A 25,946-nucleotide genomic window follows, 5' to 3' on the forward strand; every position below is an offset into this window, starting at 1 on the left:
GATTGGTGGGCGATGACGGACTCGAACCGCCGACACTCTCGGTGTAAACGAGATACTCTACCAGCTGAGCTAATCGCCCATATTTTTTATTAATTAGTAAAATAACATTATTTATAATTAATAAGAAGTACATATAAATAATTTGGCAAAATTTTATTAGTTTTTGCTTTTAAATTACCTATAAAGTGTTATTTGTTTTCGTTCAAACTTTTTATTTGTCTTGATAATCTGCTGATTTTTCTTGAGGCGGTATTTAATTTAATTATATTTTTTTTCACACCTTGCATTATCTTAGACTGAGCAATAGATAAAGCTAAGTTAGCATTTTCTTTATTACCAAGACTGATTTCATGTACCACTTTCTTTATAAAAGTTTTTATTGCACTAGATCTTTTTTTATTGATTAGAGTTCTTTTTACTGTTTGTCTAGCAGCTTTTTTTGCTGAAGAATGATTAGCCATTACCGAATCCTTTATATTTAACTTTTAATATCTTCATTAACATCTTGCTGTATATTTCCTTTAGCATTAATATCTCTATCTACAAATTCAATATATGCTATCGGTGCTAAATCACCATAACGGAATCCGGCTTTTATTATTCTAGTATAACCGCCAGGTCTATCTTTATATCTAGTACCTAAAATATTTATAAGCTTTTCTACTGCTTTTTTATCTTTTATTTTTGATAAAACGCTTCTTCTTACCGTTAAATCAGCTTTTTTAGCTTTAGTAATTAGAGTTTCAATATAAGGTCTTAATTCCTTAGCTTTTGGTAAAGTAGTTTTAATTTGTTCATGAGTTACAAGTGCTACCGCCATATTAGCGAGCATTGCTTGCCTATGACTACTTGTTACATTTAACTTTCTACCTTTAATTTTATGTCGCATTTTTATTAGTCCTTAATTATAAGAATCTTCATAACGTTTAGATAATTCCTGAATATTTTCCGGTGGCCAATCCGGTACATCCATACTGAATCTTAAATTAAATTTTGCCAATATTTCTTTAATCTCATTTAAAGATTTTCTACCAAAATTTGGAGTTCTCAGCATATCGGATTCTGTTCTTTTTACTAGATCCCCTATATATATTATATTATCATTTTTCAAACAATTTGCTGATCTAACTGATAACTCCAATTCATCAACTCTCTTAAGTAAATAAGGCGAAAACGGTAAAGCATCAGTTTTAACCTGCTTATCTTCTTCCTGTTCTTCAAAAGAAATAAATAATTGTAATTGCTCTTGTAAAATACGTGCAGCTAAACCTACAGCCATTTCAGGTAATAAATCACCGTTAGTTTCTACAAACATAATTAATTTATCATAGTCGGTAACCTGACCTACCCTAGTATTTTCTACCTTATAAGTAACACTTTTTACCGGGTTAAATAAAGCATCTATAGCTATTTCACCAATAGGTAAATTATCCTCATAACTATTTGTGCTAAGTACATATCCTTTACCAACCTTACAAGTTAATTCCATTTCAAGCTGCTTGTTCTTAACTAGATCACAAATTACATGATCCGGATTCAGTATTTCTACATCATGACCTGTTTCAATCATACCGGCCGTTACAACACAAGGTCCTGTTGCTTTTAATTTCACGATACGTTTTTCCGCAACATGCATTTTTACTTCAATACCTTTAATGTTTAAAATTACTTCCGATACATCTTCTTTTACACCGGGTATAGAAGAAAATTCATGTTCTATAGCAGGGATCTTTATAGAAGTGATAGCCGCTCCTTGTAAAGAAGAAAGTAATACTCTTCTCATAGCATTACCGAGTGTTAAACCAAAACCTCTTTCTAAAGGTTCAACTACAATTTTAGCTTTATTATTGGTTTCCGGAAAATTTTCATAAGCAACTTTATTCGGCTTTATTAAAGTATTCCAATTTTTACTTAACGATAACATTTAATACCTATGATTCTCTTATACTCTTCTTCTTTTTGGCGGTCTTACTCCATTATGAGCAATTGACGATACATCTAAAATTGATGTAACCACAAAATTTTGTCTGAATAAAGCTCTCATTGCTGATTCACGCTGAGCTCCCGGTCCTCCAATCCTAATAGAAATAGTTTTTAGACCATATTCTTTTGCTTTTTCCGAGGCTCTATCAATTGTTACTTGAGCTGCATAAGGTGTTGCTTTTCTTGCCCCTTTAAACCCATTACCTCCTGCCGATGCAGAAGACATAGTATTACCTTGGATATCAGTAAATGTTACTATAGTATTATTAAATGATGCTCGGATATGCACAACACCAAGAGTGATAGTTTTTTTCTTTTTCTTAACTTTAACCGTCTGATTCATTAATTTATACTCTATACTTAAACTATTATTTTACAGCTTTTTTCTTTCCGGCTATCGCAATAGCTTTACCTTTTCTAGTTCGAGCATTAGAATGCGTGTTCTGTCCTCTCACCGGCAACTTACGTATATGTCTAAGCCCTTGATAACATCTTATATCTTTCTTCTTCTTAATATTAAGCGTAACTTCTCGTCTTAAATCACCCTCAACTTTATACTCGCTTTCAATAATATTACGTAAGCTTATTAACTCTTGATCCGTAAGTTCTTTAACTTTTTTATCTTTCGATATTTTTGCTTTATTACAGATCTCTGCTGCCATAGTAGGCCCAAGACCGTAAATGTAAGTTAAACTCACAACTAAACGTTTATTATCGGGAACATTAACACTTGCAATTCTTGCCACAAATAATCTCCAAAATTTTACTGGTAACTAGAAAATAATATAAAAATCTTTAATAAAGTCAATTTATTTTTAGTATTTTCTGTATATCAATTTCTATTTCTTGTTCATTTTTACTTCCATTAACTATATAAAAATTACCACTATTTTTATAATAATCTATTAACGGATATGTTTCTGTTTTATATACTTCAATTCTTTTTTTTATTACTTCTTCATTATCGTCTTTTCTATAATCAAATGTACTTGAACCGCAAACATCACATACATTATCAGTTTTAGGCTGCAAGAAGTAACTATTATATATTTTACCGCAATTTTTACAACTATATCTTCCTAAAACTCTTTTAATTAATAATTCATCTGAAACATCAAAATATATTATTTTAATTTTTTCTTTAATAAATGATTTAAAGAATTTCGCTTGCTCTAAATTACGTGGATATCCATCTAATATATAGCCGTTTTTATATTCAGAGGATAATAAAAAATTTTTGATTACTTGATTAACTATTTCATTAGGGATAAGCTCCCCTTGCTTAACATAATTATTAATTAATTCTGCTTCACTAGTTGATGTTTTAATAATTGTTCTAAATATATCACCGATTGCTATATGTGGTAAATCAATTTTTTTAGCTATCTTTTTCCCTTGTGTTCCCTTTCCGGCTCCTGGAGGACCTAAAAAAATTACTATCACTATTTAAGCTCATTTTTAATTTTTTAATTTTACTTTCTTCATTAAACCTTCATACTTACTACTAAATAAGTAAGTTTGAATCTGCGTCATAGTATCAAGTACCACATTCACTACAATTAAAAAACTCGTACCTCCTAAAGAAAGAGAGATTACATACTTATTCATTAATAGCTCCGGAATTACACATATTATACTTAAATATATCCCACCTATAACCGTAAGCCTTGTAAGTATATAATCAAAATAATCAGACGTATTTTTTCCTGGTCTTTTACCCGGAATATAAGCACCATATTTTCTTAAATTATTAGCAGTTTCTTCAGAATTAAATACTATTGCAGTATAAAAAAAACTAAAAAACATAATTAATGCTACATATAATAAAATATATACGGGTTTTCCATGCCCTAAATAATAAGTAAGCATGCCCATAGTTTCTGAATTACTATTAGAAAAATTAGCAAGCGTAGCAGGGAATAGTAAAATTGAACTAGCAAATATTGGAGGTATTACACCAGAAGTATTTAATTTAAGAGGCATATGCGTTGCTTCTCCTCCATAAATTTTATTTCCTACTTGTCTTTTAGGATACTGCACCAATAATTTTCTTTGGGCTTTTTCAAAAAATATAATTATAGCTATTAATACCACCACTCCAATACAAACAACTATCGCTATTAAAGGCGATAATGCCCCTTTTCTTGATAATTCAAACATACTAATAATAGCACTAGGTACTCCCGAAATTATACCTATAAATATAATTAAAGACGTACCGTTACCTATTCCGCGTTGTGTAATTTGTTCTCCTAACCACATTAATAGCATAGTACCTACAACTAAAGTAATGACGGTTGTAACTCTAAAGAAAAAACCCGCTAAAATTACTACAGGACCGGTATTTGTTACAATTGACTCTAAACTTATAGCAACTCCATAAGCCTGAAAAGAAGCAAGCAGAACCGTTAAATATCTCGATAGCTGATTTACTTTCCTTTTGCCGACTTCCCCTTCTTTTTTTAAATTTTCCAAAGGTTTATATGCAACTGACATTAATTGGATAATAATTGAGGCGGTAATATACGGCATAATTGCTAAAGCAAAAATAGACATTCTACCTAGCGATCCTCCGGATAGCATATTGAACATTCCGAGTATTCCGGATTGATTTTTTTCAGCCACACTACTTAAAGCAATTGAATCTATACCGGGTATAGGTATAAAAGACCCAAATCTACATACTATAAGAATGAGAATAGTAAAAACAATGCGACTAACTAAATCATTACCAGATTTTTTAGAAAAATTCTGCCCCATATACTATAATAATTTTCCACCTGCTTTCTCGATTAAATCCTTAGCTTTAGAAGAATAAGCATCTAATTTTAATGATAGAGGAGAAGCGAAATCATCACTACAAATAGATAATAACTTCACTAGATTTTTATTATTTTTGTTATTAATTAATCCAACTTCTACCAGTTTTTCTTTGGTAATAGTATTATCAACACTTAAACGCCCATCGGCTAATGCTTCTTCAATATTATAAATATTTATTATATTGTATTTTTTAGTTGAAATACAATTAAACCCTCTTTTAGGTAGTCTTTTGATCATAGGTGTTTGACCACCTTCAAAACCTTTTACTGCAACGCCAGATCTAGATTTTTGACCTTTAATTCCTCTACCGCCGGTTTTTCCTTTACCGCTACCAATACCGCGTGCTATTCTTTTTTTATTTTTTTTAGCACCTATATTATTATATAATTCATTTAATTTCATTTAAAAACTCTAATTACATATTTTCTATTTTTAACAAATGCTTTACTTTTTCAATCATTCCTTTGATTGAATTAGTATTTTCAAGAATAACAGTCTTATTAATTTTGTTTAAACCAAGCCCAACTAATGTCAATCTTTGATCATACTTACGACCTATAGCACTTTTAACTTGAGTAATTTTTATATTATTGATCTTATTATTCATAACTTCACCTTACTTACGCAACATTATTTATTAACTTGAATATCAGAAGATTTTACAGATATTTCATTTACTTTTTTATCTCTTCTCATAGCAATAGATTTTGGTGATGCAAGTTTATTTAATGCATCAAATGTTGCAGAAATCATTGCGTAAACATTCGTTGAACCTATTGATTTAGCAACAATATCATGAATGCCTAAAGAATCAAAAATTGCTCTCATAGACCCTCCGGCTATAACGCCCGTACCTGCTTTAGCTCTTCTTAAAATCACTTTAGCAGCTCCACTTTTACCGACAACATCATGGTGAATAGTCCTATTTTGATATAAAGGTACTTGCATTATTCTCTTTTTAGCGGCTTGTTTCGCCTTGCCTCGAGCTTCGTTTACTTCTTTAGCTTTTCCGTGTCCCGCTCCGACTCTGCCGGCTTTATCACCGACAACTACACAAGCAGAAAAAGTAAATCTTCTACCGCCTTTTACTACTTTTGTAACTCTATTTACATCAACTAAAACTTCGCTTAAAGTCTCTTCATTTTTTTTAACTTTAGACATTACTACAACCTTATAACCTAAAATTTTATTTTCTCTCTAGCTGCATCAGCTAGAGCTTTTACAATACCATGATACTTATATCCGCCTCTATCAAATACTACTTCTTTTATCCCTGCAGAATCAGCTTTTTTTGCTATTTCTTCACCTACTTTAATAGCATTTTCAATATTACAATGAGATTTTTTTAATTTTTTTATTTTCTCATCTAAAGTTGAAGCAGAAGCAATCGTTATAGACTTAGAATCATCGATAATTTGTGCATATATATGTCTACCTGACTTAAATATCGATAATCTAACTCTATTAGATGTTTTAGATATTTTATGTCTTATTCTATTTCTTCTATTTTCAAATTTTAGCTTAGCACTACGCATATTTAACTCTTAAATTTAACTTTTCTTACCTTCTTTACGTGGTATAAATTGATTTTCAAATTTAATTCCTTTTCCTTTATAAGGCTCAGGTGGTCTCTGTTTTATAATAATTGAAGCAAATTGTCCTAACTTTTCTTTATCTGTTCCCTCAAGAATAATAATATTTTGCTTAGGTACTTCTATTTTAATATCTGAAGGTATTTCAATTTTTGTATTATGGCTTTTAGCAAGCATTAAATTTAAATATTTACCTTTTACCATTGCCCTGTAACCGACTCCGTTAATTTCAAGTTTAAGCTTAAACCCTTCTTTAACGCCGGTAACCATATTTGATATTATGCTTCTTGCAGTACCCCACATAGCACGTGCATTTTTATTTGCGGCTAAAGGTTTTACTAAAAGCTTATTTTCTGCCAATGAAATTGCGATATTACCTTTAAAAGTTTTTGATAATTCGCCTTTAGGTCCGGATATTTTTACCTCTAAATCATTTAAACCAACTTTTACACCTTCAGGTATAATAATCGACAATTTTCCAACACGTGACATTTTTTTACCTTAAAATACTTTACAAATTACTTCGCCGCCGACATTTTTAATATGAGCTTCTCTATCAGATATAACACCGTAAGGAGTAGAAAGAATATATATACCCATATTATTATAATATCCTTTCAAATCTTTAATAGCAGAATATACTCTTTTTCCAGGCTTTGATACTCTATGAATTTCGCATATAGAAGCATCACCGTTAACAGAATATTTTAAAGCTACCTCAGTATAACTAATATTATTTTTTTGAGTAGTTATATAATCTTTTATATAACCTTCTTTTTGCAAAACATCTAAAATTGAAGTTTTAATTTTAGAACTAGGAAAAGAAACATTTATCAATTTACTTTTATAAGCGTTTCTAATTCTAGTTAACATATCTGCTACATTATCCGTCATTGACATATTATTTACCTATCGACTTTTACCAACTTGACTTAACTATACCGGGCACTAAGCCTCTACCTATTAATTCCCTAAGCTTATTCCTCGATATACCGAATTTTCTTGTAACACCTCTTGGTCTACCTGTAAGTTCACATCTATTTCTTATTCTAGTAGACGATGAATTTCTAGGTAATTGTGCAAGCGACATTACCAAAGAAAAACGCTCTTCTAATGAAATATTTTTATCATAAATTTTACTTTTTAGTGCTAAACGTTTATTATGTAAACTTTGTGATTTTTTTTTCCTACTTTCGTTCTTTTTTATCGAACTTACTTTTGCCATTATACACCCTAAAAATTAATTATAAAAAGGTAAATTAAACCCTGATAACAAATACTTACTTTCTTTATCCGTTTTAGCAGATGTAACGATTGTAATATCCATACCCCTTATTGTATCGATTTTATCGTAATTAATTTCAGGAAAGACTATCTGCTCTTTTAATCCAAAAGTAAAATTTCCTTTACCGTCAAAACTTTTATAAGAAAAACCGCGAAATTCCTTAACACGAGGTAATGCAACAATTACTAACCTCTCTAAAAAATCATATATTCTATCTTTACGTAATGTAACCTTACAGCCTATTTTCATATTTTCGCGTAACTTAAAGGTTGCAATCGATTTTCTTGCTAACGTTACAACCGGCTTCTGACCGGAAATCAATGTGAGATCATTTACTGCATTATTAATCACCTTGGAATCAGCTATTGCTTCCCCTACTCCCATATTTATAATAATTTTCTTAATTTGTGGTATTTCGTGTTTATTTTTATAAGAAAATTCTTTTTGTAAGTTTTCAATAATTTTTTGCTGATATAATTCTTTAAATCTTAACATTATTTACCTTCCTTACCGATAATTTCCCCTGATTTCTTTGCTATTCTAACCTTAGAACCGTCTTCTAAGAATTTAAAAGCTACTTTGGTAGGGTTACCGGTTTTTGGATCGATGTGTGCAATATTTGAGATATGTATAGGTAATTCTTTAGTTATTATCCCGCCTTCACTCATTTGATTAGGTTTAGTATGCTTTTTTACTAAATTTACTCCAGAAACAATTACTTTACTGTCCTCAGGAAAAACTTTTAATATTTTACCTTTTGTTCCTTTGTGCTTTCCAGTAATAACAACAACTTCATCACCTTTTTTTACTTTTAATTTAATCATTTATAACACTTCCTCTGCAAGCGACATTATTCTAACATATTTTTTCGCTCTAAGTTCTCTTGTAACAGGACCGAAAACTCTAGTACCGATAGGTTCATCTTGTTTATTCAAAAGCACTAATGCGTTTTTATCAAATTTTATTGTACTACCGTCAGGTCTTACTACTCCGGTCTTTGTGCGAACAATCACGCCTTTATAAACATCACCCTTTTTAACCTTACCGCCGGGTATAGCTTCTTTAACAGATACAACTATAACATCACCCAACTTTGCCACCATATGGTGAGAGCCACCTAAAACTTTAATACACATAACTTTTTTAGCACCGGAATTATCTGCAACTTCCAAGATGCTCTGCATTTGAATCATAAACTACTTCCAATTTTTTATACACGAGAGATAAAATAAATAATCTACCTTATAAAGTCAAAGATTAAAAAACTTTATTCCCCATTGACCACTATCCATGTTTTGGTTTTTGAGATAGGACGACTTTCAATTATACTAACTTTATCTCCTTCTTGATATTTATTTTCTGAATCATGAGCAGCATATTTTTTAGAAACTTTCACGAATTTTTTATAAACAGGATGCTTAAACTTTCTTTCTACTTTTACTGTAACCGTCTTATCAGCTTTTGAACTTATAACCACGCCTTGTAATACTCTTTTCGGCATTTTAATATTCCTCACTATTAGATCTTTTTGTTAATTCAGTTTTAATACGTGCTATAGACTTTTTGACTAATGAAAACCTACTAGTATTTTTTAACTCACCTAAAGCTTGTTGAAATCTTAAATTAAACAATTCTTTCTTTAAAAGATTAAGGTTTTTATAAAGCTCTTCTATTGTTTCAGTAGATAACTTACTTCTTAATAATTTTAAATCATTCATAACGTCTCACTATCCTTGTTCTAACAGGTAATTTTGCACTTGCAAGCTCCAAAGCTCTAAGTGCAATATTTTCTTCTACCCCTTCAATTTCAAACATAATTCTTCCAGGCGAAACTCTAACTGCAAAAAATTCAGGAGAGCCTTTACCTTTACCCATTCTTACTTCGGCAGGCTTTTTAGAAATGGGAACATCCGGAAAAATGCGAATCCATAATCTTCCTTGCCTTTTCATACATCTAGTAGCAGCTTTCCTTCCTGCTTCTATTTGTCTTGCAGTAACACGCCAACCGTCTATAGATTTTAGACCAAACGATCCAAAAACAAGCATCGTACCTGCTTTTGCTTTTGAAGCAACTCTACCCTTATGAGCTTTTCTAAATTTTTGTTTTTTCGGAGCTAACATTTTAATACTTAAAATTAATTATATCTTTTATTTTCTGTATATTCACCTTTATAAACCCACACTTTAACCCCTATAACTCCATAAGTAGTTATAGCCTCAGCTGTTGAATAATCAATATCAGCTCTTAAAGTATGTAACGGCATCCTTCCTTCTATATACCACTCGGTTCTAGCAATTTCAGCACCTCCAAGTCTTCCTGAACAACTAACCCTTATACCTTGTCCACCTTGTTTAAATGAAGCCTGAATTGCTGTTTTCATGGCTTTTCTAAAAGAAACTCTTTTTTCAAGCTGCAGTGCTATAGTTTGAGCTACTATAGCAGCATCTATATTAAATTTTCTAACTTCATGAATATTTATATAAACTTCTTTTAAAGAAGTCATTTTCTCGACAGCTTTTTTTAGCTTATCAATTTCACTACCGTTTCTACCGATAATGATATTTGGTTTTTTGGCATTAATATTAACTATAATACTTTTATTAGAAGGACGTTCGATTAAAACTCTGCTAATTTGAGCTTGATTAAAACCCTTATTTATTAAATCCCTAATTTTTAAATCTTGTATAAAAAGAGTTTTATAATGTTTTTCTGCATATAATACGGAATCCCAACCTTTAATTAAAGTCGGTCCAACTCTAAAACCATGTGCACAAACTTTCTGCCCCATTTTAATTATCCTCTTTTTCTGTAACAGTTATATAAAGATTACTAAAAAACTTATTTATTCTAGTTGCTCTTCCTTTTGCTCTTGGCATAACTCTTTTCATTACTAAAGCCTTACCTACAGTTGCTTTAGTAATAACCAATCTATCTATATCTAGACCTAAATTATTTTCAGCATTTGCAACAGCAGATTGTAAACAATTTTTTACAACTTTTGCAATTCTTTTAGGAGAAAAAGTTAATTGTACCAATGCTTCAGATACTTTCATATTTCTAATAAAGGCTGCAACTAAATTTAGCTTCCTTGGACTTACTCTAATAGATTTAGCTTTTGCCGTAGCAAAATTTTTATTTTCCTGTACCATATAAATCTTTACTTTCTTTTAACTTTTTTATCTGCTCCATGACCGTGAAATGTTCTAGTAGGAGCAAATTCACCTAATTTTCTTCCAACCATTTCTTCATTTACAGAAACCGGAATAAATTTCTTTCCATTATGAACAGAAAAGGTAAACCCTACAAAAATAGGTAAAATCGTTGATCTTCTAGACCAAGTTTTAATCATTTCAGATTTACCTGATTCCATTAATTTTTGAACTTTCTTTATTAAATAACCGTCTACAAAAGGCCCTTTCCATATTGAACGTGCCATACTAATACCTAATTAATTTAAAATCTATTTTCTTTTCTTTACGATAAATTTTGAAGTACGTTTATTTTTACGTGTCTTCTTACCCTTGGTTGGGAATCCCCAAGGAGTAACAGGATGGCGCCCTCCTGAAGTTTTACCTTCACCACCGCCATGAGGGTGATCTACAGGATTCATTGCTACACCTCTAACATGCGGTCTCCAACCGAGCCATCTATTTCTACCTGCTTTGCCTAAATTAATATTTTTTTGATCCGGGTTAGATATACTACCTATAGTAGCTTTACAATCTAAAGGTACTAACCTAAATTCACCTGATCTTAATTTAATCTGAGCATATCCTGAATCTTTACCTACTAGATCTACTGAAGTACCTGCAGATCTTGCAATTTGGCCGCCCTTACCGACTTTCATTTCAACATTATGTAAAGTAGTACCGATAGGAATAAATTTTAAAGGTAAACAATTTCCTATTTTTATATCAGCATCTTGACTTGATATTACTCTATCACCTACAGATAATTTTTGCGGTGCTAAAATATAAGAATATTCCCCGTCTTCATATTTTATTAAAGCAATAAAAGCAGTTCTATTAGGGTCATACTCTATTCTTTCGACAATAGCAGCAATATCTATTTTATTTCTTTTAAAATCAATAACACGATATAATTTTTTATGTCCTCCACCTCTGTGCCAAGAAGTAATTCTACCTTGATTATTTCGTCCACCGGTTTTAGATATACCTTTGGTCAAAGATTTTAAAGGTCTGCCTTTCCATAAACTAGTTTTATCAACTTGAACTAACTCTCTAAGAGAAGGAGTAATTGGATTAAAGTTTTTTAAAGCCATTTATTTAATTCCTCCGGCAAAATCGATATTATGGTCTTTTTCTAATGTAACAATAGCTTTCTTTCTATTGATTTGAGTCCCTATAATTCCTTTAAATCTTTTCTTCTTACCTTTAACGTTTAAAATATTCACTTTTTTTACTTTTACTTTAAATATTTCTTCTATAGCCTTTTTAACGGTAAGTTTTTCAGCAAATTTATCTACATAAAAAGCGCATTTATTTTGTTCTGAAAGGGTTGTAGTTTTTTCTGTAATAATAGGTTTTCTAATTAAATCGTAGTATTTATAAGAACTCATCTTAACCTCTCTTCTAAAACACTCACTGCTTCTTGTGATAACAGGACATATTCATGTCGTATTATATCATAAACATTTGCTCCTATTTGTGGAACAATCACAGTATTATAAATATTTTTTGCAGCTAAAGAAAAATTAATATCTACTTCATTTCCGTCTATTACAAAGAAACTTTTTCCTTGAAATTTGTTTAATATATTTATAAGAGCAGAAGTTTTAGGCTTATCTAGCTTTAAAGAATCTATTACTAATAATTTTCCTTCAGCAAATTTCTCGGATAAAGCATGAATTAAACCAAGTTTTCGTACTTTTTTAGGTAATTTTGTTGCATGACTACGTACTCTAGGTCCGTGAGCTACACCACCACCACGCATCTGTACCGATCTAAGGGAGCCTTGTCTTGCATTACCTGTACCTTTTTGCTTAAAAGGTTTTTTTGTGGTTCCTGATACTTCTGATACTGTTTTAGTTTTATGGTTACCGGACATTGCTTTAGCTCTCTGCCAATCAATAACCCGCTTTATTATATCATCTCTAATAAATTCAACAGCAAATATATCTTCACTTAAGCTAATCTCACCAACTTCTTCATTAGCAAGACTTAATATTTTAGTTTTCATCTTTATTTAACCTTATACAGTCTTATATAAAACTTTTATATAAATAATATTGCATGGCATTTTTGTTAATTTGATAATCTTTAACCTCAACAAGTATGTCTAAATATCTATTATACAGTTATTGAAATCTTTTTTATTGCATCTTTTACTGAAAGATACGAATTTTTATGACCAGGTATACTACCCTGAATCATAATAAGCTTACGCTCTTTATCAACGGCAAATATTTTCAAATTTTGAATAGTAACTTGGTTACATCCCATATGACCGGCCATTTTTTTGCCTTTGAAAACCTTTCCTGGATCTTGTCTTTGTCCTGTAGAACCGTGTGAACGATGGGATATAGAAACACCGTGAGAAGCTTCAAGACCTCTAAAATTATGTCTTTTCATACTACCGGCAAATCCTTTACCTATAGTAGTTGCCGTTATATCCACAAATTGTCCTGCCGTAAAATGATCTACTTCTAGACTTGCTGCTATATCAATAAAATTCTCTTCAGAAATTCTAAATTCTTTTAGTTTAGTTTTAGGAGACATTTTAGCATTAGCAAAAACTTGTTTCATAGGTTTGGTTACTCTAGATATTTTTTTATCTTTTACACCGATAACCAAAGCATTATATCCATGCTTTTCTAGAGTTTTATGCCCTACTACTTGACAATCATCAACTTTTACTAATGTTAAAGAAATTCTTTCTCCTTTATCATTAAAAACACTAGTCATCCCAATTTTTTGAGCAATTATACCGGTTCTCATTTATTCCCCACTCTCTAATTCAATCACTACATCAACACCTGCTGCTAAATCAACTTTACTTAAAGCATCAACAACCGCCGGATTCGGATCATCTATAACTAATAATCTTTTATGCTTTCTAATTTCAAATTGCTCTCTTGACTTCTTATGTACATGAGGAGACCTATTTACGGTAAATCTTTCAATTTTTCTAGGTAAAGGAATAGGACCATTAATGTTAGCAAACGTTCTTTTAACAACATTAACTATCTCTTTTGTAGCTTGATCAAGACTACGATGATCAAATGATTTTAAACGAATTTTGATTTTATTTTTCATTCAGTAAACCTAATATTTAAACAGCAAGATGTTTTTTAGACATCTTCCTAAACTTCGCTTCTAGAGGTAATTTGTACGTCGATCTGGTACTCGAACCCTCACATATGTGTATGTACGCTGCGGTTCTGCGTTCCATGTCTCCTTCAAATAGCTAGTTCGGAAAGATATCTACTACATCTTAAAATATTAAATACCTATTATTTTTTAATAATAGGTATTTATAAAATCAATTAATTATTTATTTTAGTTACTACGCCGGCACCCACTGTTCTACCACCTTCACGTATAGAGAATTTTAACCCTTCCTGCATAGCAATCGGTTTAATTAATTCTACTGTAAAAGTAGCATTATCTCCAGGCATAACCATCTGCTTATCAGCAGGCAATTTTATTGTACCGGTAACGTCTGTTGTTCTAAAATAGAACTGCGGACGATAGTCATTAGTAAATGGGGTATGACGTCCACCTTCTTCTTTACTAAGCACATATACTTCAGCTTTAAACTTGTCATGCGGTTTTATGCTACCCGGTTTTGCAAGTACTTGTCCTCTTTCAACTTCTTCTCTTTTTGTACCGCGTAGTAATATACCGACATTATCTCCGGCTTGCCCTTCATCAAGTAATTTTCTGAACATTTCTACACCGGTACAGGTAGTTTTTTGCGTATCTTTTAGACCGACTATTTCAATTTCCTCACCTACCTTAATTATTCCTGACTCTACTCTACCGGTTACAACAGTACCTCTTCCTGAAATAGAGAACACATCTTCTATCGGCATTAAGAAAGGTTTATCCGTAGCTCTTACAGGCTGCGGTATATAGCTATCTACTGCATCCATTAACTCATTAATAGCTTTCTCACCTTCAGGCTTTCCTTCTAAAGCTTGAAGTGCAGAACCTTTAATAACAGGTATTTCATCACCTGGGAAACCATATTTTGATAATAATTCCCTTACTTCCATCTCTACTAGTTCTAATAGATCAGGATCATCCACCATATCTACTTTATTTAAGAATACTACCATAGCAGGTACACCTACCTGTTTTGCTAGTAATATATGCTCTCTAGTTTGCGGCATAGGACCATCAGCAGCAGAAACTACTAATATTGCACCGTCCATCTGAGCAGCACCGGTTATCATGTTCTTTACATAGTCAGCGTGTCCCGGACAATCTACGTGTGCATAGTGTCTATTTTTAGTCTCATATTCTACGTGTGCAGTAGAAATAGTTATACCTCTTTCTTTTTCTTCAGGAGCAGCATCAATTTGATCATACGCTGTAGCTTTTGCTCCACCTGTCTTAGCAAGTACTATAGTTATTGCTGCCGTTAAGGAAGTTTTACCGTGATCTACGTGACCGATCGTACCTATATTAACGTGCGGTTTAGTTCGTTCAAATTTTGCTTTTGCCATATTATTACTCTCTACAATTTTTTAGGTTTAATACAAGTTAATTTTTTATAAGTGCATTTTTTTGCTAAATTTATTTGTTACCACTATCTCTGGAGCGGGTGATGGGAATCGAACCCACACAGCCAGCTTGGAAGGCTGGAACTCTACCATTGAGCTACACCCGCATCGTGGCACTGTTAATAAAATAATTTAAAAGCTATTTTGTTAACAGTGCTATGTCAAATTTTATTCAGATTTATAAATATACACAATTATGCTTTATTTTTAAATAAAATAAAACATATATACATGAAATCTTTTAAAAAAATGATATGCTTCCCTGAACCATTTAAGTGGTGGAGGGAGAAGGATTCGAACCTTCGAACGCTTACGCGGGCAGATTTACAGTCTGCTGCCATTGACCACTCGGCCACCCCTCCTAAAAACTTTACTGTATTAAATAGACTAATTCACTGTAAAATACAATATATAATTAGTATTAGGACTTAATAAAACTTCTTGCCGAATCATCAAATAAACAAATAGCAGCTTGCACATTTATTTAGTTGTAACTTTCTATAATAAATAGTAGCTTCTGTCAAGAACAAATTACTAACGGTTTTCAATAAGATGCAAAATAAAATACTTGATTCTAAAAATTGTTATTATATGTATGGGAAACATCCTGTATTTTCTGCTCTAAATAATCCAAAACGTCAAATTGAAAATATTTTATGCACTAGGGACATTTTTGATACAAACAAAAAATTAATAGGTACTAGATCTTATGAAATTGTTAATAACGATATTTTATCTAAATTACTGAAAAACCAAACACATCAAGGAATAGCTGCAAAAGTTAGACCGATTTTTTCTTATAATCTAGAGGACATAGCTATAAAAAACCCAAAATGTAAAATTGCGATTCTTGATCAAATAACAGACACACAAAATATTGGAGCAATTATTCGCAGTGCCACTGCTTTTGATATAAATGCTATAATATTACCTCAAGATAATTCTCCGAATGAAAGCGGTAGCATTGCTAAAGCGGCTTGCGGTACTTTAGAATTAATACCTATCATTAAAGTGACTAACTTACGCTCATATATGAATTATCTTAAAAAACATGGCTTTTGGATTATAGGTCTAACAGGTTCTGCAAATGACTACTTTACCGATAAATTAATTTCCAACAAAATAGCATTAGTATTTGGTTCAGAAGATAAAGGCATGCGAAGATTAGTCAAAGAAACATGTGATTATTTAGCCAAAATCCCTATTTCTAAGAGAGTAGAAAGTCTTAATGTATCAAATGCCGCTTCTATAATTTTTCATTCATTACATAAATAATATTTTTAATAAATCAAATATTGTTTTTTATTTACTTCGATATAAATATTTAGTCTACTAAAATTAAAGTCATAAACTTTTATTATATCAATTAATTTGAGAGAAAAGTCATGAAAAGGGGACCAAATGAACAAATTATCGAGAATTTTGAAAAACAATTAGACATATTTAATAAATGAACTTATAGCAGAAGAGATAACAACGGCTATATTAAACAATTTTTTTGATAAAGTGATCAATAACCTCAAGAATGAAAGATTAATTAATAATACTATATTTGATATATATCAAGGTAAAGCAGTAATTACTAAACCTATATATTCCGATTATATAGAATCTTCCGAACCTAAATATAAAGAACATTGGCAAAAATTTTATAGTTTTAATCGTAATCTTATGATAGAAAGCACATTAGTATTTATTGCTAAGAATCTAAAAAAAGCTTCTTTAACAGACAAATTATATTATAGCTTTGCTAAATTAGCCGAGCAATTAGATTTGAATGCAGTAAGTGATCATTTTATGAAAAAAATAGGTAATTATATAACATTTAACAATTTATGAAAAATTACAGAACCGAAAGCGACTCTTTTGGAGAAATTCAAATAGAAGAAAAATTTTATTGGGGGGCTCAAACTCAAAGATCTTTAGAAAATTTTAAAATAGGCAAGCAAAAAATGCCTGAAATTTTAATTCGTGCTCTTGCTATTTTAAAAAAATGTGCAGCACAGGTTAATCATGAGTTTGGTGATTTAGAAGCTAAAATAGCTATAAGTATAGATAAAGCCGCGGATAGAATATTAGAAGGCGAATTTGAGGATAATTTTCCTTTAGTAGTTTGGCAAACAGGTTCAGGTACACAAACAAACATGAATATGAACGAGGTTATTGCCTCAATTGCCAACGAAAGATTAACAGGCAAAAAAGGCGGCAAATCTCCGGTACATCCTAACGATCATGTTAATAAAGGACAATCATCCAACGACTCTTTTCCAACCGCTATGCATATAGCAACCGTACTTGCAACTAAACAGCAACTGATACCGGCTTTGAATAATTTACTTACCTCTTTGCAAGACAAGTCAAAAGATTGGGATAAAATCATAAAAATAGGACGTACCCACTTGCAGGATGCAACTCCTTTAACTCTTAAACAGGAATTCTCTGGATATATTACACAAATAGAGTATGCTTTAGAACGTATAGAAGATGCACTAAAAAAAGTTTATCTACTTGCTCAAGGAGGAACAGCAGTCGGTACAGGTATTAACTCAAAAATAGGCTTTGATATAAAATTTGCCGAGAAAGTGGCAGAGTTTACTAAACAACCTTTTAAGACGGCTCCTAATAAATTTGAAAGCCTAGCTGCCCACGACGCCTTAGTAGAATTTTCAGGAACTCTTAATACTATAGCAGTTAGCTTAATGAAAATAGCAAATGATATAAGACTGCTCGGCTCCGGTCCAAGATGCGGTCTTGGTGAGCTGTATTTACCTGAGAATGAACCTGGTTCTTCGATTATGCCCGGTAAAGTAAACCCTACACAAGTCGAAGCTTTAACAATGGTGTGCAGTCAGGTGATGGGAAATCATGTTACAGTTACTATTGCCGGCTCAAACGGGCATCTTGAACTTAACGTATTTAAACCCGTAATAATATACAATATCCTACAATCTATAGAGCTGTTATCCGATAGCGTAAATAGCTTTGTTACTCACTGTGTTAAAGGATTAGAACCTAATATAGCACGCATTAATGATTTACGTGATAAATCTCTAATGTTAGTTACAGCCCTTAATCCACATATCGGCTATGATAATGCCGCAAAAATTGCTAAAGAAGCATATAAGCACGGAATCACTTTAAAAGAAGCCGCAAAAGAACTCAATCTTTTATCAGAAGAAGAGTTTGATAAAATAGTAGTACCTGAAAAAATGGTTAGTCAATCCTAGATTTTATATAAAGATATTAGTTTAAATTATTAATATTGTTGTACAAAATCTTATAAATAGGATAATATTAAATTAGTCTATTTATTATATTACCTATGTGAAACAAAATTTATCTAATCAAATTAACCTACCCGAAGCAAAAACTCATTTTTCCGATCTAATACAGCGTGTACAAGACGGCGAATAAATTACTATCTGTAAGCATAATACGCCGGTTGCAAAAATTATACCTATAACTCAAAAGCCTAAAATGGATAATATAGTAGAGCAAATAAGAGAATTCAGCAAAGGTAAAACATTAGCTCCTTATACTATTAAAGAGCTTAGAGATGAAGGTAGAAAATGGTGAATTCTAAACCGTTTATAGCCGATTACTCCATAACTGTCTCATAGTTCTTTTATGATGAACATGGGGGTTGCTAACTAAATATAGATATCGTCATGAGCTACGCAGTCTTCGACTGCATAGCAATCCAGAAAATAATAAAAAAAATTCTGTAAATTAGAATTTTTTACTGGATTGCTTTGTCAAAATTTTCAATTTTTCCTCGCAATGACGTTAAATTATTAACTAATCTGCAATACCAGATAGATTAATTAAATTTTTCTTCACACAGTCTAAATCTTTTATTATACTTAGACATAAATTATATAAATAAAAGATTATCATGGTTTTAAATATAAAAGCTCCTGAAAATATAGTATTAAAGCCGACCATTACGGTTTTCGGCGTCGGGGGTGCAGGTAGTAATGCAGTAAATAATATGATTAGTGCTAATCTGCAAGGTACTAATTTTATAGTAGCTAATACTGATGCACAATCGCTTGAACATTCTTTATGCACCAACAAAATACAACTCGGTGTTTCTACGACTAGAGGTCTTGGGGCAGGAGCTTCTCCTGAGGTTGGAGCACTTGCTGCTCAAGAATCAGAAAGCGAAATTCGTAGTTACCTAGAAAATAGCAATATGGTATTTATTACGGCAGGTATGGGTGGTGGTACAGGTACCGGTTCTGCACCGGTTATTGCATGCATTGCTAAAGAATTAGGCATCCTTACGGTTGGAGTAGTAACTAAACCTTTCCATTTTGAAGGCGGTCATCGTATGAAAACTGCCGATAAAGGACTTATTGAATTACAGCAATTCGTTGATACTTTAATTGTAATACCGAACCAAAATCTATTCCGTATTGCTAATGAACAAACGACGTTTGCCGATGCTTTCAAAATGGCAGATGACGTATTACATGCAGGCGTTAGAGGAGTAACGGATTTAATGATTATGCCAGGACTTATTAATCTTGATTTTGCCGATATTAAAGCAGTAATGAGCGAAATGGGTAAAGCAATGATGGGTACGGGTGAAGCTAGCGGTGAAGATAGAGCCATTAAAGCGGCAGAATCTGCAATTTCAAATCCGCTGCTAGATCATAGCTCAATGTGCGGTGCAAGAGGGGTATTAATTAATATTACCGGTGGTTCCGACATGACCTTATTTGAAGTTGACAACGCTGCTAATAGAATTAGAGAAGAAGTAGATAACCTTGATGCTAATATTATTTTCGGTTCAACATTTAATCCGGAACTAAAAGGAATTATCAGAGTATCGGTTGTTGCTACCGGTATTGATGCTGATAAAGTACCGACATATAAACCCGCAATAGCTGAAACTACCAATACAGTTCCTGCAGAAACTTATAATGAAGCTATAGCACAACCTATACAAATAGAAGAAATTCCTGATTTTAACAGCTACAGTACCGAAAATATTGAAATTACCGACTCTCCAATGAATCAAAATTTTATCGGAAATGAAAAGGGGTTACATGTAAATACTTTCAACCAATCTGAAGATGACTCACCAAAACCATCATTTTTAGGAAAAATATGGGGTTCTCTGCGTGCTTCAAATAATCAAACTTTAGAACGCAAAAACGTTGTTATTAATACTCTAGATCAAGATAATAAAGAGTCTGATATTCATGACATACCGGCTTTTTTAAGAAAGAAACGGGATTAGATTAGAATATAAATATAATGTCAGAACAGCATAAAAAAGAATTATTAGAAATAACTGAAAATTTTCCTGCAGATATTGCATCACTAATAGATTATATAGATAAAACATTTAAATGTCACATTCATGATTTATCTTTATCGGATCAAAAAGATTTAAAGTTTTTTATAGCAAAAAGCTTTGCAAATCAAATTGATACTTGTAAAACTAAAGAACATACTCAAAATTTTTTACAAGAGTTACAAGAGCTACGGGAAGATTTATTTGAAGAGATATTGGAAGATAAGCCTGTATATAGTTTAGACATTGACGGAGCAACACACTATGCCGAATTAGATTTTACCGAATTAAATCAAAATAATTTTGCAAATATATATTTGGAAAAACAGCAATATAACTCTCAAAGTATTCTTATTTCAAATATACAAAATAATCACAATAATTACATATTATTTCCTAAAATTATAAACCTTGAAGAACAAGTGACCATAGATGTATTAAATAATTTATTATTATTAGGTGCTTATAATAATATGTAATTTTTTTGAATCCAATAACGGATCAGAAATATATTTTAGATTACCTAATAATGAAAGGCTTGCCATGAAAGTTTGTAGTTTAGCCTATATTAAAAGAAAATAAATTTGAAAATGCTATATTATTTTTAAGTAAAAAAATAAACGACAATGGTGATGTTGACTATAGTGAAGGTTTTAGTGCTGGTATAGCCGATGGCAAAATAAATTCTTCTTATAAACTCCTTTAGGCGAGATAATGGATTTTAATTAAAAAAATAATCATATGCCAAATAAAATTATAATATTTCTTATATCATGTTTTTTAAATACTTATTTATTAGCTAATACCGATAAGCCGTTAAAAGATATTGCACCCTACGCTACTTAAAAATCAAAAGCGTTATGTAATTCATTTACCTACAGAGTCCAATGAAGAAAAACTAAAAGTAGAATTACAAGTAACAAAAAATGCAATGAAAGATTGTAATCATGTTTGGTTTGGCGGTAAGCTGGAAACAAAAACTTTAGAAGGATAGGGATATAATTATTATGTAATCGATCAAGTTAGCGATCACCCTGCTAGTACAATGATGGCATGCCCAAACGTAAAAGCAACCATACAACCGGTTAGTGTATTTTTAGGCGATGAAACATTTTTAAGATATAATAGCAAACTACCTATCGTAGTATATGCTCCAAAGGATGTTAAACTGCATTACGTTTTATTTGGCATCAAAATGATATAATCAATTCTGCAAAGGAAGAATAGCACCATACTATTCTTCAAAAAAATTTAATATCTTATATGACATTTAACGTCATTGCGAGCAGTCGTAGACTGCGTGGCAATCCAGAAAAAATAATAAAAAAATTCTGTAAATCAGAATTTTTTACTAGATTGCTTCGTCGAAACTTGCAGTTTCTTCTCGCAATGACGAAGACTAACCTACACAACAAGGTCCTTAGTCGCTCGCAGTTAGCATACTAAATTACTCAAAATCTTCCTCTACAGCTTCAACTTCTTGCACTTCCGGTACAAAATGTTTAAGCATGGACTCAATGCCGTTTTTTAAGGTAATAATGGAACTAGGACATCCAAGGCATGCACCACGAAGTGCTAATTTAACTATACCGTTTTCAAAGCCTTTATATATTATATCACCGCCGTCTTGTGCAACAGATGGACGCACCCTAGTTTCAATAATCTCTATGATTTGCTTCTCTATTTCCGAAAGCCCGTCAAAACTATGATTTACATTATCTGCTTTGGTGTTTTCTTCAAATACAGGAAATCCTGAAACAAAATGATCCATAATAACCATTAAAATTTCAGGCTTTATAACTTGCCAATTACCTTCAGCTTGTTTAGTTACTGTTATAAAATCACTACCGAAAAATACTGATTTCACATTATTAATATGAAATAGTGATGCTGCAAGTTTGCTTCTTCCTTTTACTTCAGCAAGCTCACTAAAAAATACCGGCTGATCACTACTTATTTTCTGCCCTGGGAAAAATTTTATTGCATCAGGGTTGGGAGTATCTTCAGTTTGAATAAACATAATTAAAGCACATTAATAAATTTTTTAACTATTATAAATTGATAGAGCCATTTTTACAATATATTTGTATTTATCTTGGATGTTATTGCATAGATCCATGTCATTTCACTGATCGCAGGAATCTAGAAAAAAGAGAAGTAATTTAATTTTCCGTACGCAACAGCCTAAAAGCTAATAACATTTATGCCTTTTGCTCAATGGATTCCTGCTTTCGCAGGAATGACATAAGGCGGTAAATATCTAATTAATATATAAGCCGGTATAAAACAAAACCCTGCCACAATAAAAAAATAAGTCCAACCTAAATAAGTAGCTGCATAGCCTGAAATACTACCAAACAATATGGTACTAATATAAGCAATAGAAGTAATTAAAGCAATTTGGGTTATACAATATTTAGAACTACAGCATCTTAATTGGTAAGAAAAAAACGGCGATATAGTTAAGCCCTTGGTAAATTCTTGAAAAAAGACCGCTATATACAGACTTGTAATATCTCGATTATAAAAATAGAGAAATAAAAAAGATAGGCTAGATAAAGCATGATATGTTAATGCTTTTTTAAGCAAATAAGAATATTCATATTTTCGGCACAAAAACCCGCCTATAAAACCTCCAAGGATTGCAGCACACATACCGAAAGCTTTATATCCAAGAGCTAAATCTTTCTTCGTATACCCGATATCGAGATAAAACATATTTGGCATAATTGAAAGAAAATTATCTTGAAGACGATATAGAAGCATGAAACTAACAATTATTAGCCATTTAGGTTTCTTGATAAAGTCATAAAAAGCATGCCAAAATCTATCAAAATCATTAATAATTATCTTATCTTTAAATTTAAGCGGATAGATTATAATTAATAGTAATGATGGTATACATAAAATTGCCATAGCACGATAAACATCTCGCCAAAATATGATAGTTGATAAATATAATGCTCCTGAACCTGCTATAAGTATACCAATTCTAAAACCTGTAGTACAAGCTGCCTCACTTATGCCCCAATTTTTATTTGTAATCAGTAACATCTGTGATGATTGAAGTAACATATCATAAATGGAAGAAAAAAATGCCACAGCTACTAAGCATAAAGCAAATGGTATAAAATGAGTATTAGGGTTAAAATTTGTTAGAACATATATACAAAAAATACAACTAACCAAAGCAAGGATTAAACAATATTTATATCCTCGCTTACTTAAAGGAGAAAAACTTACTTTTTCAAGTAAAGGACCCCATAAAAATTTAAATATATGAATAAAATTAACTAAACTAAAAAGCCCGATAGTGATTTTATCAAAACCAGATTCTCGAAGCCAAAAAGAAAGCGTTGAACCGGTAAGTAAATAAATTAAACCTCCGGGAAAAGAAATTATTAATATAAAGAAAATATTAGATATATATTGAAATCGTGAAAAATTTAAACTTATGAGCTTATTCTCCTTTTTTATATTTGTTATCCTAGCTAACTTGATCGTCATCGCGAGCGATCTTTGATCGCGTGGCAATGACGTAAATCTAAACTACGAGACTTTCTTTCTTTTATTACTGTAACTGTTACCATCAAAAGTTTTTTTGTGATTATTATCAAAAGAATTAAACTTTTTACCGTCACCGCCGGCTCTTTTACCGAATGATCTTTTACGGTTATTTTTATCACTTCTAAACTCACTGCGTGGCGTAGATTCTCCTTTATTTACTAGACGATCAATTGCACGCCATCTAATAACATCATCAGGAGAAATAAAAGACAACGCATGTCCGGTAGCCCCTGCTCTACCCGTTCTACCTATTCTATGTAAATAATCTTCAGGACACATAGGTAAATCATAATTAATAACATGCTGTGTATGAGGAATATCAAGCCCACGAGCCGCTACATCAGTTGCTACCATTATTCTATGGTTTGACTTATGAAATGATAAAATTACTCTTTCACGTTGACGCTGACTTAAATCACCATGTATAGCTTCTGCTTTATGATTTTCATATTTTAACATTTTAGCTAATTGATCGGCAGAGCGTTTAGTCTTCACAAAAATAATTACCGATCCTTCCCTATTACCAAGTTGTTTAGTTAATTCACTAAATTTTTCTTTATCAGAAATATGTAGGGATTCCTGTTTTATTTCTGCAGCTGCTTTATTAGTAGCACCTACCGTAATACGTACCGGATTGTTTAGATATTTTTGAGAAAGAGCAATAATATGTTTTGGCATAGTAGCGGAAAACATTAAAACTTGTCTTTTTTCCGGTAAAAATTTATTGATTTCGTCTAACTGTTCTTTCATCCCCATATCAAGCATTCTATCCATTTCGTCAAGTACGGTTATGCCTATACGATCAATTTTTAGACTTTCCCTATTTAAGTGATCGATAATACGCCCCGGCGTACCGATAATCACTTTCGGATTCTTTTTTAATTGCATAAATTGTTTAGGCATCGGTTCACCGCCTATCAAAACTGCACTATTAATTTTATAGGATGTAGTTACTTTATTTAAAGTACTGTGTATTTGCATTGCTAGTTCTCTAGTCGGAACAAGAATTAAAGCAGTAGTTTTATTTTTAATAAATGAATCAATTAACGGCAATAAATAAGCAAGAGTTTTTCCTGAACCCGTTTGGCTAGAAGCGAGTATGTCCGACCCCGCCATTGCAACCGGAATCGATTGCTTTTGTATTTCAGTCGGCTCAGTTATATTCATTGTCTCAAGAGCAATAATTAATTCTTCAGATAAATTAAAATTTTTCATTATATAATCCAATATTAGTTTTAAATCAAAATATGCACATTATTGATTAGACCTCTTACATAACCCATTTCTAAAGATAATTAAGACATCGACTCTATCCTCTCATCCCCCCACACACTTAACTATAGTACGCTTGCGTAGAGTAGAAGTTCTTATTCCCTTTATAAGGTCAAGTTATGCAAGAGGTCTATTGTATAAAAAATAAGTTATAGTAAATTAAAATAACGACTTATATAATTATCCTGAATCAAAAAATATGCTTAACTAGATTACAAAACGCCAACTAAATATATAAGACGATAATGAATAATGAAACTATTTTAGAATCTTATTCAAGCCAGAATAATATTATTAGATTTAGGGCATTTTCATGCCCTTTAGTAAAAATAATTTATTATACTTAAAATTATATAGGTTGTTATAAGACA

General features: G+C 31.5%; 36 protein-coding genes, 3 tRNA genes and 4 pseudogenes. 7 read left to right on the top strand and 36 right to left on the bottom strand.

Annotated features, from left to right (window positions below; all coding sequences use genetic code 11):
- Positions 1-3: 3 nt before the first annotated feature.
- The 33 genes from AB1146_RS00380 to AB1146_RS00540 all read right to left on the bottom strand — a co-directional run bounded on the left by AB1146_RS00380 (position 4) and on the right by AB1146_RS00540 (position 15,793).
- Positions 4-79: transfer RNA gene (locus AB1146_RS00380), tRNA-Val, on the bottom strand.
- 109 nt (positions 80-188) lie between these two features.
- A complete protein-coding gene (rpsT, locus tag AB1146_RS00385) occupies positions 189-461 on the bottom strand; it encodes a 30S ribosomal protein S20 (protein ID WP_010421789.1) in 273 nt (90 codons plus the stop codon).
- A 17-nt stretch (positions 462-478) separates the two neighbouring features.
- On the bottom strand, positions 479-889 hold the full coding sequence (gene rplQ, locus AB1146_RS00390) for a 50S ribosomal protein L17 (protein WP_010421787.1): 411 nt from the start codon (positions 887-889) through the stop codon (positions 479-481).
- Between the two features lie 12 nt (positions 890-901).
- Positions 902-1,924, bottom strand: coding sequence for a DNA-directed RNA polymerase subunit alpha (locus AB1146_RS00395; protein ID WP_010421785.1), 1,023 nt, complete (start codon positions 1,922-1,924; stop codon positions 902-904).
- A gap of 18 nt (positions 1,925-1,942) precedes the next feature.
- Positions 1,943-2,326, bottom strand: a complete 384-nt coding sequence (gene rpsK / locus AB1146_RS00400; protein WP_010421782.1) for a 30S ribosomal protein S11 — start codon at positions 2,324-2,326, stop codon at positions 1,943-1,945.
- A gap of 25 nt (positions 2,327-2,351) precedes the next feature.
- Positions 2,352-2,729, bottom strand: coding sequence for a 30S ribosomal protein S13 (gene rpsM, locus AB1146_RS00405; RefSeq protein ID WP_010421779.1), 378 nt, complete (start codon positions 2,727-2,729; stop codon positions 2,352-2,354).
- Positions 2,730-2,787: 58 nt separating this feature from the next.
- On the bottom strand, positions 2,788-3,426 hold the full coding sequence (locus AB1146_RS00410) for an adenylate kinase (protein WP_010421777.1): 639 nt from the start codon (positions 3,424-3,426) through the stop codon (positions 2,788-2,790).
- Between the two features lie 15 nt (positions 3,427-3,441).
- Positions 3,442-4,743 carry a preprotein translocase subunit SecY gene (gene secY / locus AB1146_RS00415; RefSeq protein ID WP_355404022.1) on the bottom strand — a complete coding sequence of 434 codons (1,302 nt, stop codon included), beginning with the start codon at positions 4,741-4,743 and terminating at the stop codon, positions 3,442-3,444.
- A 3-nt stretch (positions 4,744-4,746) separates the two neighbouring features.
- Positions 4,747-5,208, bottom strand: a complete 462-nt coding sequence (rplO, locus tag AB1146_RS00420; protein WP_010421774.1) for a 50S ribosomal protein L15 — start codon at positions 5,206-5,208, stop codon at positions 4,747-4,749.
- Between the two features lie 13 nt (positions 5,209-5,221).
- Positions 5,222-5,413, bottom strand: a complete 192-nt coding sequence (rpmD, locus tag AB1146_RS00425) for a 50S ribosomal protein L30 (protein WP_010421771.1) — start codon at positions 5,411-5,413, stop codon at positions 5,222-5,224.
- Positions 5,414-5,436: 23 nt separating this feature from the next.
- On the bottom strand, positions 5,437-5,967 hold the full coding sequence (gene rpsE, locus AB1146_RS00430; RefSeq protein WP_010421767.1) for a 30S ribosomal protein S5: 531 nt from the start codon (positions 5,965-5,967) through the stop codon (positions 5,437-5,439).
- A gap of 17 nt (positions 5,968-5,984) precedes the next feature.
- Positions 5,985-6,341: a 50S ribosomal protein L18 gene (gene rplR / locus AB1146_RS00435; protein ID WP_010421763.1), complete on the bottom strand. Its 357-nt coding sequence runs from the start codon at positions 6,339-6,341 to the stop codon at positions 5,985-5,987.
- Between the two features lie 15 nt (positions 6,342-6,356).
- Complete coding sequence (rplF, locus tag AB1146_RS00440) at positions 6,357-6,890, bottom strand: 50S ribosomal protein L6 (RefSeq protein WP_010421760.1); 534 nt, start codon at positions 6,888-6,890, stop codon at positions 6,357-6,359.
- A gap of 9 nt (positions 6,891-6,899) precedes the next feature.
- The gene (rpsH, locus tag AB1146_RS00445; protein WP_010421757.1) at positions 6,900-7,298 is read right to left on the bottom strand and encodes a 30S ribosomal protein S8; all 399 of its coding nucleotides are present in this window, start codon (positions 7,296-7,298) and stop codon (positions 6,900-6,902) included.
- Positions 7,299-7,317: 19 nt separating this feature from the next.
- Positions 7,318-7,623: a 30S ribosomal protein S14 gene (gene rpsN / locus AB1146_RS00450; RefSeq protein WP_010421754.1), complete on the bottom strand. Its 306-nt coding sequence runs from the start codon at positions 7,621-7,623 to the stop codon at positions 7,318-7,320.
- 15 nt (positions 7,624-7,638) lie between these two features.
- The gene (rplE, locus tag AB1146_RS00455; protein WP_010421751.1) at positions 7,639-8,178 is read right to left on the bottom strand and encodes a 50S ribosomal protein L5; all 540 of its coding nucleotides are present in this window, start codon (positions 8,176-8,178) and stop codon (positions 7,639-7,641) included.
- Entirely contained in the window at positions 8,178-8,507 is a 330-nt protein-coding gene (rplX, locus tag AB1146_RS00460) for a 50S ribosomal protein L24 (protein WP_010421747.1), read from the bottom strand. The genes rplE and rplX overlap by 1 nt, the downstream gene beginning before the upstream one ends.
- Positions 8,508-8,876, bottom strand: a complete 369-nt coding sequence (gene rplN / locus AB1146_RS00465) for a 50S ribosomal protein L14 (protein ID WP_008580952.1) — start codon at positions 8,874-8,876, stop codon at positions 8,508-8,510.
- A gap of 74 nt (positions 8,877-8,950) precedes the next feature.
- Positions 8,951-9,184 carry a 30S ribosomal protein S17 gene (rpsQ, locus tag AB1146_RS00470; protein WP_010421733.1) on the bottom strand — a complete coding sequence of 78 codons (234 nt, stop codon included), beginning with the start codon at positions 9,182-9,184 and terminating at the stop codon, positions 8,951-8,953.
- Between the two features lies 1 nt (position 9,185).
- Entirely contained in the window at positions 9,186-9,401 is a 216-nt protein-coding gene (gene rpmC, locus AB1146_RS00475) for a 50S ribosomal protein L29 (RefSeq protein ID WP_004596213.1), read from the bottom strand.
- Complete coding sequence (gene rplP / locus AB1146_RS00480) at positions 9,394-9,804, bottom strand: 50S ribosomal protein L16 (RefSeq protein ID WP_010421675.1); 411 nt, start codon at positions 9,802-9,804, stop codon at positions 9,394-9,396. Before rplP ends, rpmC begins: the two co-directional genes overlap by 8 nt.
- A gap of 14 nt (positions 9,805-9,818) precedes the next feature.
- On the bottom strand, positions 9,819-10,472 hold the full coding sequence (gene rpsC / locus AB1146_RS00485) for a 30S ribosomal protein S3 (RefSeq protein WP_010421672.1): 654 nt from the start codon (positions 10,470-10,472) through the stop codon (positions 9,819-9,821).
- A gap of 1 nt (position 10,473) precedes the next feature.
- Positions 10,474-10,833, bottom strand: coding sequence for a 50S ribosomal protein L22 (rplV, locus tag AB1146_RS00490; protein WP_010421669.1), 360 nt, complete (start codon positions 10,831-10,833; stop codon positions 10,474-10,476).
- Between the two features lie 8 nt (positions 10,834-10,841).
- Positions 10,842-11,120: a 30S ribosomal protein S19 gene (rpsS, locus tag AB1146_RS00495; protein WP_010421667.1), complete on the bottom strand. Its 279-nt coding sequence runs from the start codon at positions 11,118-11,120 to the stop codon at positions 10,842-10,844.
- A gap of 24 nt (positions 11,121-11,144) precedes the next feature.
- Positions 11,145-11,966, bottom strand: a complete 822-nt coding sequence (gene rplB / locus AB1146_RS00500; RefSeq protein ID WP_010421665.1) for a 50S ribosomal protein L2 — start codon at positions 11,964-11,966, stop codon at positions 11,145-11,147.
- Complete coding sequence (gene rplW, locus AB1146_RS00505) at positions 11,967-12,263, bottom strand: 50S ribosomal protein L23 (protein ID WP_010421662.1); 297 nt, start codon at positions 12,261-12,263, stop codon at positions 11,967-11,969.
- On the bottom strand, positions 12,260-12,883 hold the full coding sequence (gene rplD / locus AB1146_RS00510) for a 50S ribosomal protein L4 (RefSeq protein ID WP_010421659.1): 624 nt from the start codon (positions 12,881-12,883) through the stop codon (positions 12,260-12,262). The genes rplW and rplD overlap by 4 nt, the downstream gene beginning before the upstream one ends.
- Positions 12,884-12,993: 110 nt before the next feature.
- Entirely contained in the window at positions 12,994-13,641 is a 648-nt protein-coding gene (gene rplC / locus AB1146_RS00515; protein ID WP_010421656.1) for a 50S ribosomal protein L3, read from the bottom strand.
- Positions 13,642-13,959 (bottom strand): 30S ribosomal protein S10, encoded by a 318-nt coding sequence (gene rpsJ / locus AB1146_RS00520; protein WP_010421654.1) that lies wholly within the window; start codon positions 13,957-13,959, stop codon positions 13,642-13,644. It abuts the gene before it with no gap.
- 16 nt (positions 13,960-13,975) lie between these two features.
- Positions 13,976-14,095 (bottom strand): palindromic element RPE1 domain-containing protein, encoded by a 120-nt coding sequence (locus tag AB1146_RS00525; protein ID WP_083831779.1) that lies wholly within the window; start codon positions 14,093-14,095, stop codon positions 13,976-13,978.
- A gap of 94 nt (positions 14,096-14,189) precedes the next feature.
- Positions 14,190-15,374, bottom strand: coding sequence for an elongation factor Tu (gene tuf, locus AB1146_RS00530; protein ID WP_010421650.1), 1,185 nt, complete (start codon positions 15,372-15,374; stop codon positions 14,190-14,192).
- Between the two features lie 90 nt (positions 15,375-15,464).
- Positions 15,465-15,538 (bottom strand) — tRNA-Gly (locus tag AB1146_RS00535).
- A gap of 169 nt (positions 15,539-15,707) precedes the next feature.
- Positions 15,708-15,793 (bottom strand) — tRNA-Tyr (locus tag AB1146_RS00540).
- A gap of 190 nt (positions 15,794-15,983) precedes the next feature.
- Here AB1146_RS00540 and rlmB point away from each other — a divergent pair.
- From rlmB to AB1146_RS00575, 7 genes and pseudogenes are all read left to right on the top strand, one after another.
- Positions 15,984-16,706, top strand: coding sequence for a 23S rRNA (guanosine(2251)-2'-O)-methyltransferase RlmB (rlmB, locus tag AB1146_RS00545; RefSeq protein ID WP_010421646.1), 723 nt, complete (start codon positions 15,984-15,986; stop codon positions 16,704-16,706).
- Positions 16,707-16,816: 110 nt separating this feature from the next.
- Positions 16,817-17,270 (top strand): annotated as a pseudogene (locus AB1146_RS00550) (hypothetical protein).
- Entirely contained in the window at positions 17,267-18,658 is a 1,392-nt protein-coding gene (gene fumC / locus AB1146_RS00555) for a class II fumarate hydratase (RefSeq protein WP_010421639.1), read from the top strand. Before AB1146_RS00550 ends, fumC begins: the two are co-directional and overlap by 4 nt.
- Positions 18,659-18,755: 97 nt before the next feature.
- Positions 18,756-19,007: pseudogene (locus AB1146_RS00560) on the top strand (type II toxin-antitoxin system Phd/YefM family antitoxin).
- A gap of 319 nt (positions 19,008-19,326) precedes the next feature.
- The gene (gene ftsZ / locus AB1146_RS00565; protein ID WP_010421633.1) at positions 19,327-20,679 is read left to right on the top strand and encodes a cell division protein FtsZ; all 1,353 of its coding nucleotides are present in this window, start codon (positions 19,327-19,329) and stop codon (positions 20,677-20,679) included.
- A gap of 272 nt (positions 20,680-20,951) precedes the next feature.
- A pseudogene (locus tag AB1146_RS00570) lies at positions 20,952-21,465 on the top strand (hypothetical protein).
- 97 nt (positions 21,466-21,562) lie between these two features.
- A pseudogene (locus AB1146_RS00575) lies at positions 21,563-21,940 on the top strand (ecotin family protein).
- Positions 21,941-22,183: 243 nt separating this feature from the next.
- On the opposite strand, the gene AB1146_RS00580 reads toward AB1146_RS00575, so the two are convergent.
- From AB1146_RS00580 to AB1146_RS00590, 3 genes are all read right to left on the bottom strand, one after another.
- On the bottom strand, positions 22,184-22,756 hold the full coding sequence (locus tag AB1146_RS00580; protein ID WP_010421628.1) for a NifU family protein: 573 nt from the start codon (positions 22,754-22,756) through the stop codon (positions 22,184-22,186).
- Positions 22,757-22,950: 194 nt separating this feature from the next.
- Positions 22,951-24,243 (bottom strand): MFS transporter, encoded by a 1,293-nt coding sequence (locus tag AB1146_RS00585; protein WP_010421626.1) that lies wholly within the window; start codon positions 24,241-24,243, stop codon positions 22,951-22,953.
- Positions 24,244-24,285: 42 nt separating this feature from the next.
- A complete protein-coding gene (locus tag AB1146_RS00590; protein WP_010421624.1) occupies positions 24,286-25,518 on the bottom strand; it encodes a DEAD/DEAH box helicase in 1,233 nt (410 codons plus the stop codon).
- Between the last annotated feature and the right edge of the window lie 428 nt (positions 25,519-25,946).

Origin of the sequence: Rickettsia helvetica, from assembly GCF_963970025.1 — a bacterium.
Classification (GTDB): Bacteria; Pseudomonadota; Alphaproteobacteria; order Rickettsiales; family Rickettsiaceae; genus Rickettsia; species Rickettsia helvetica.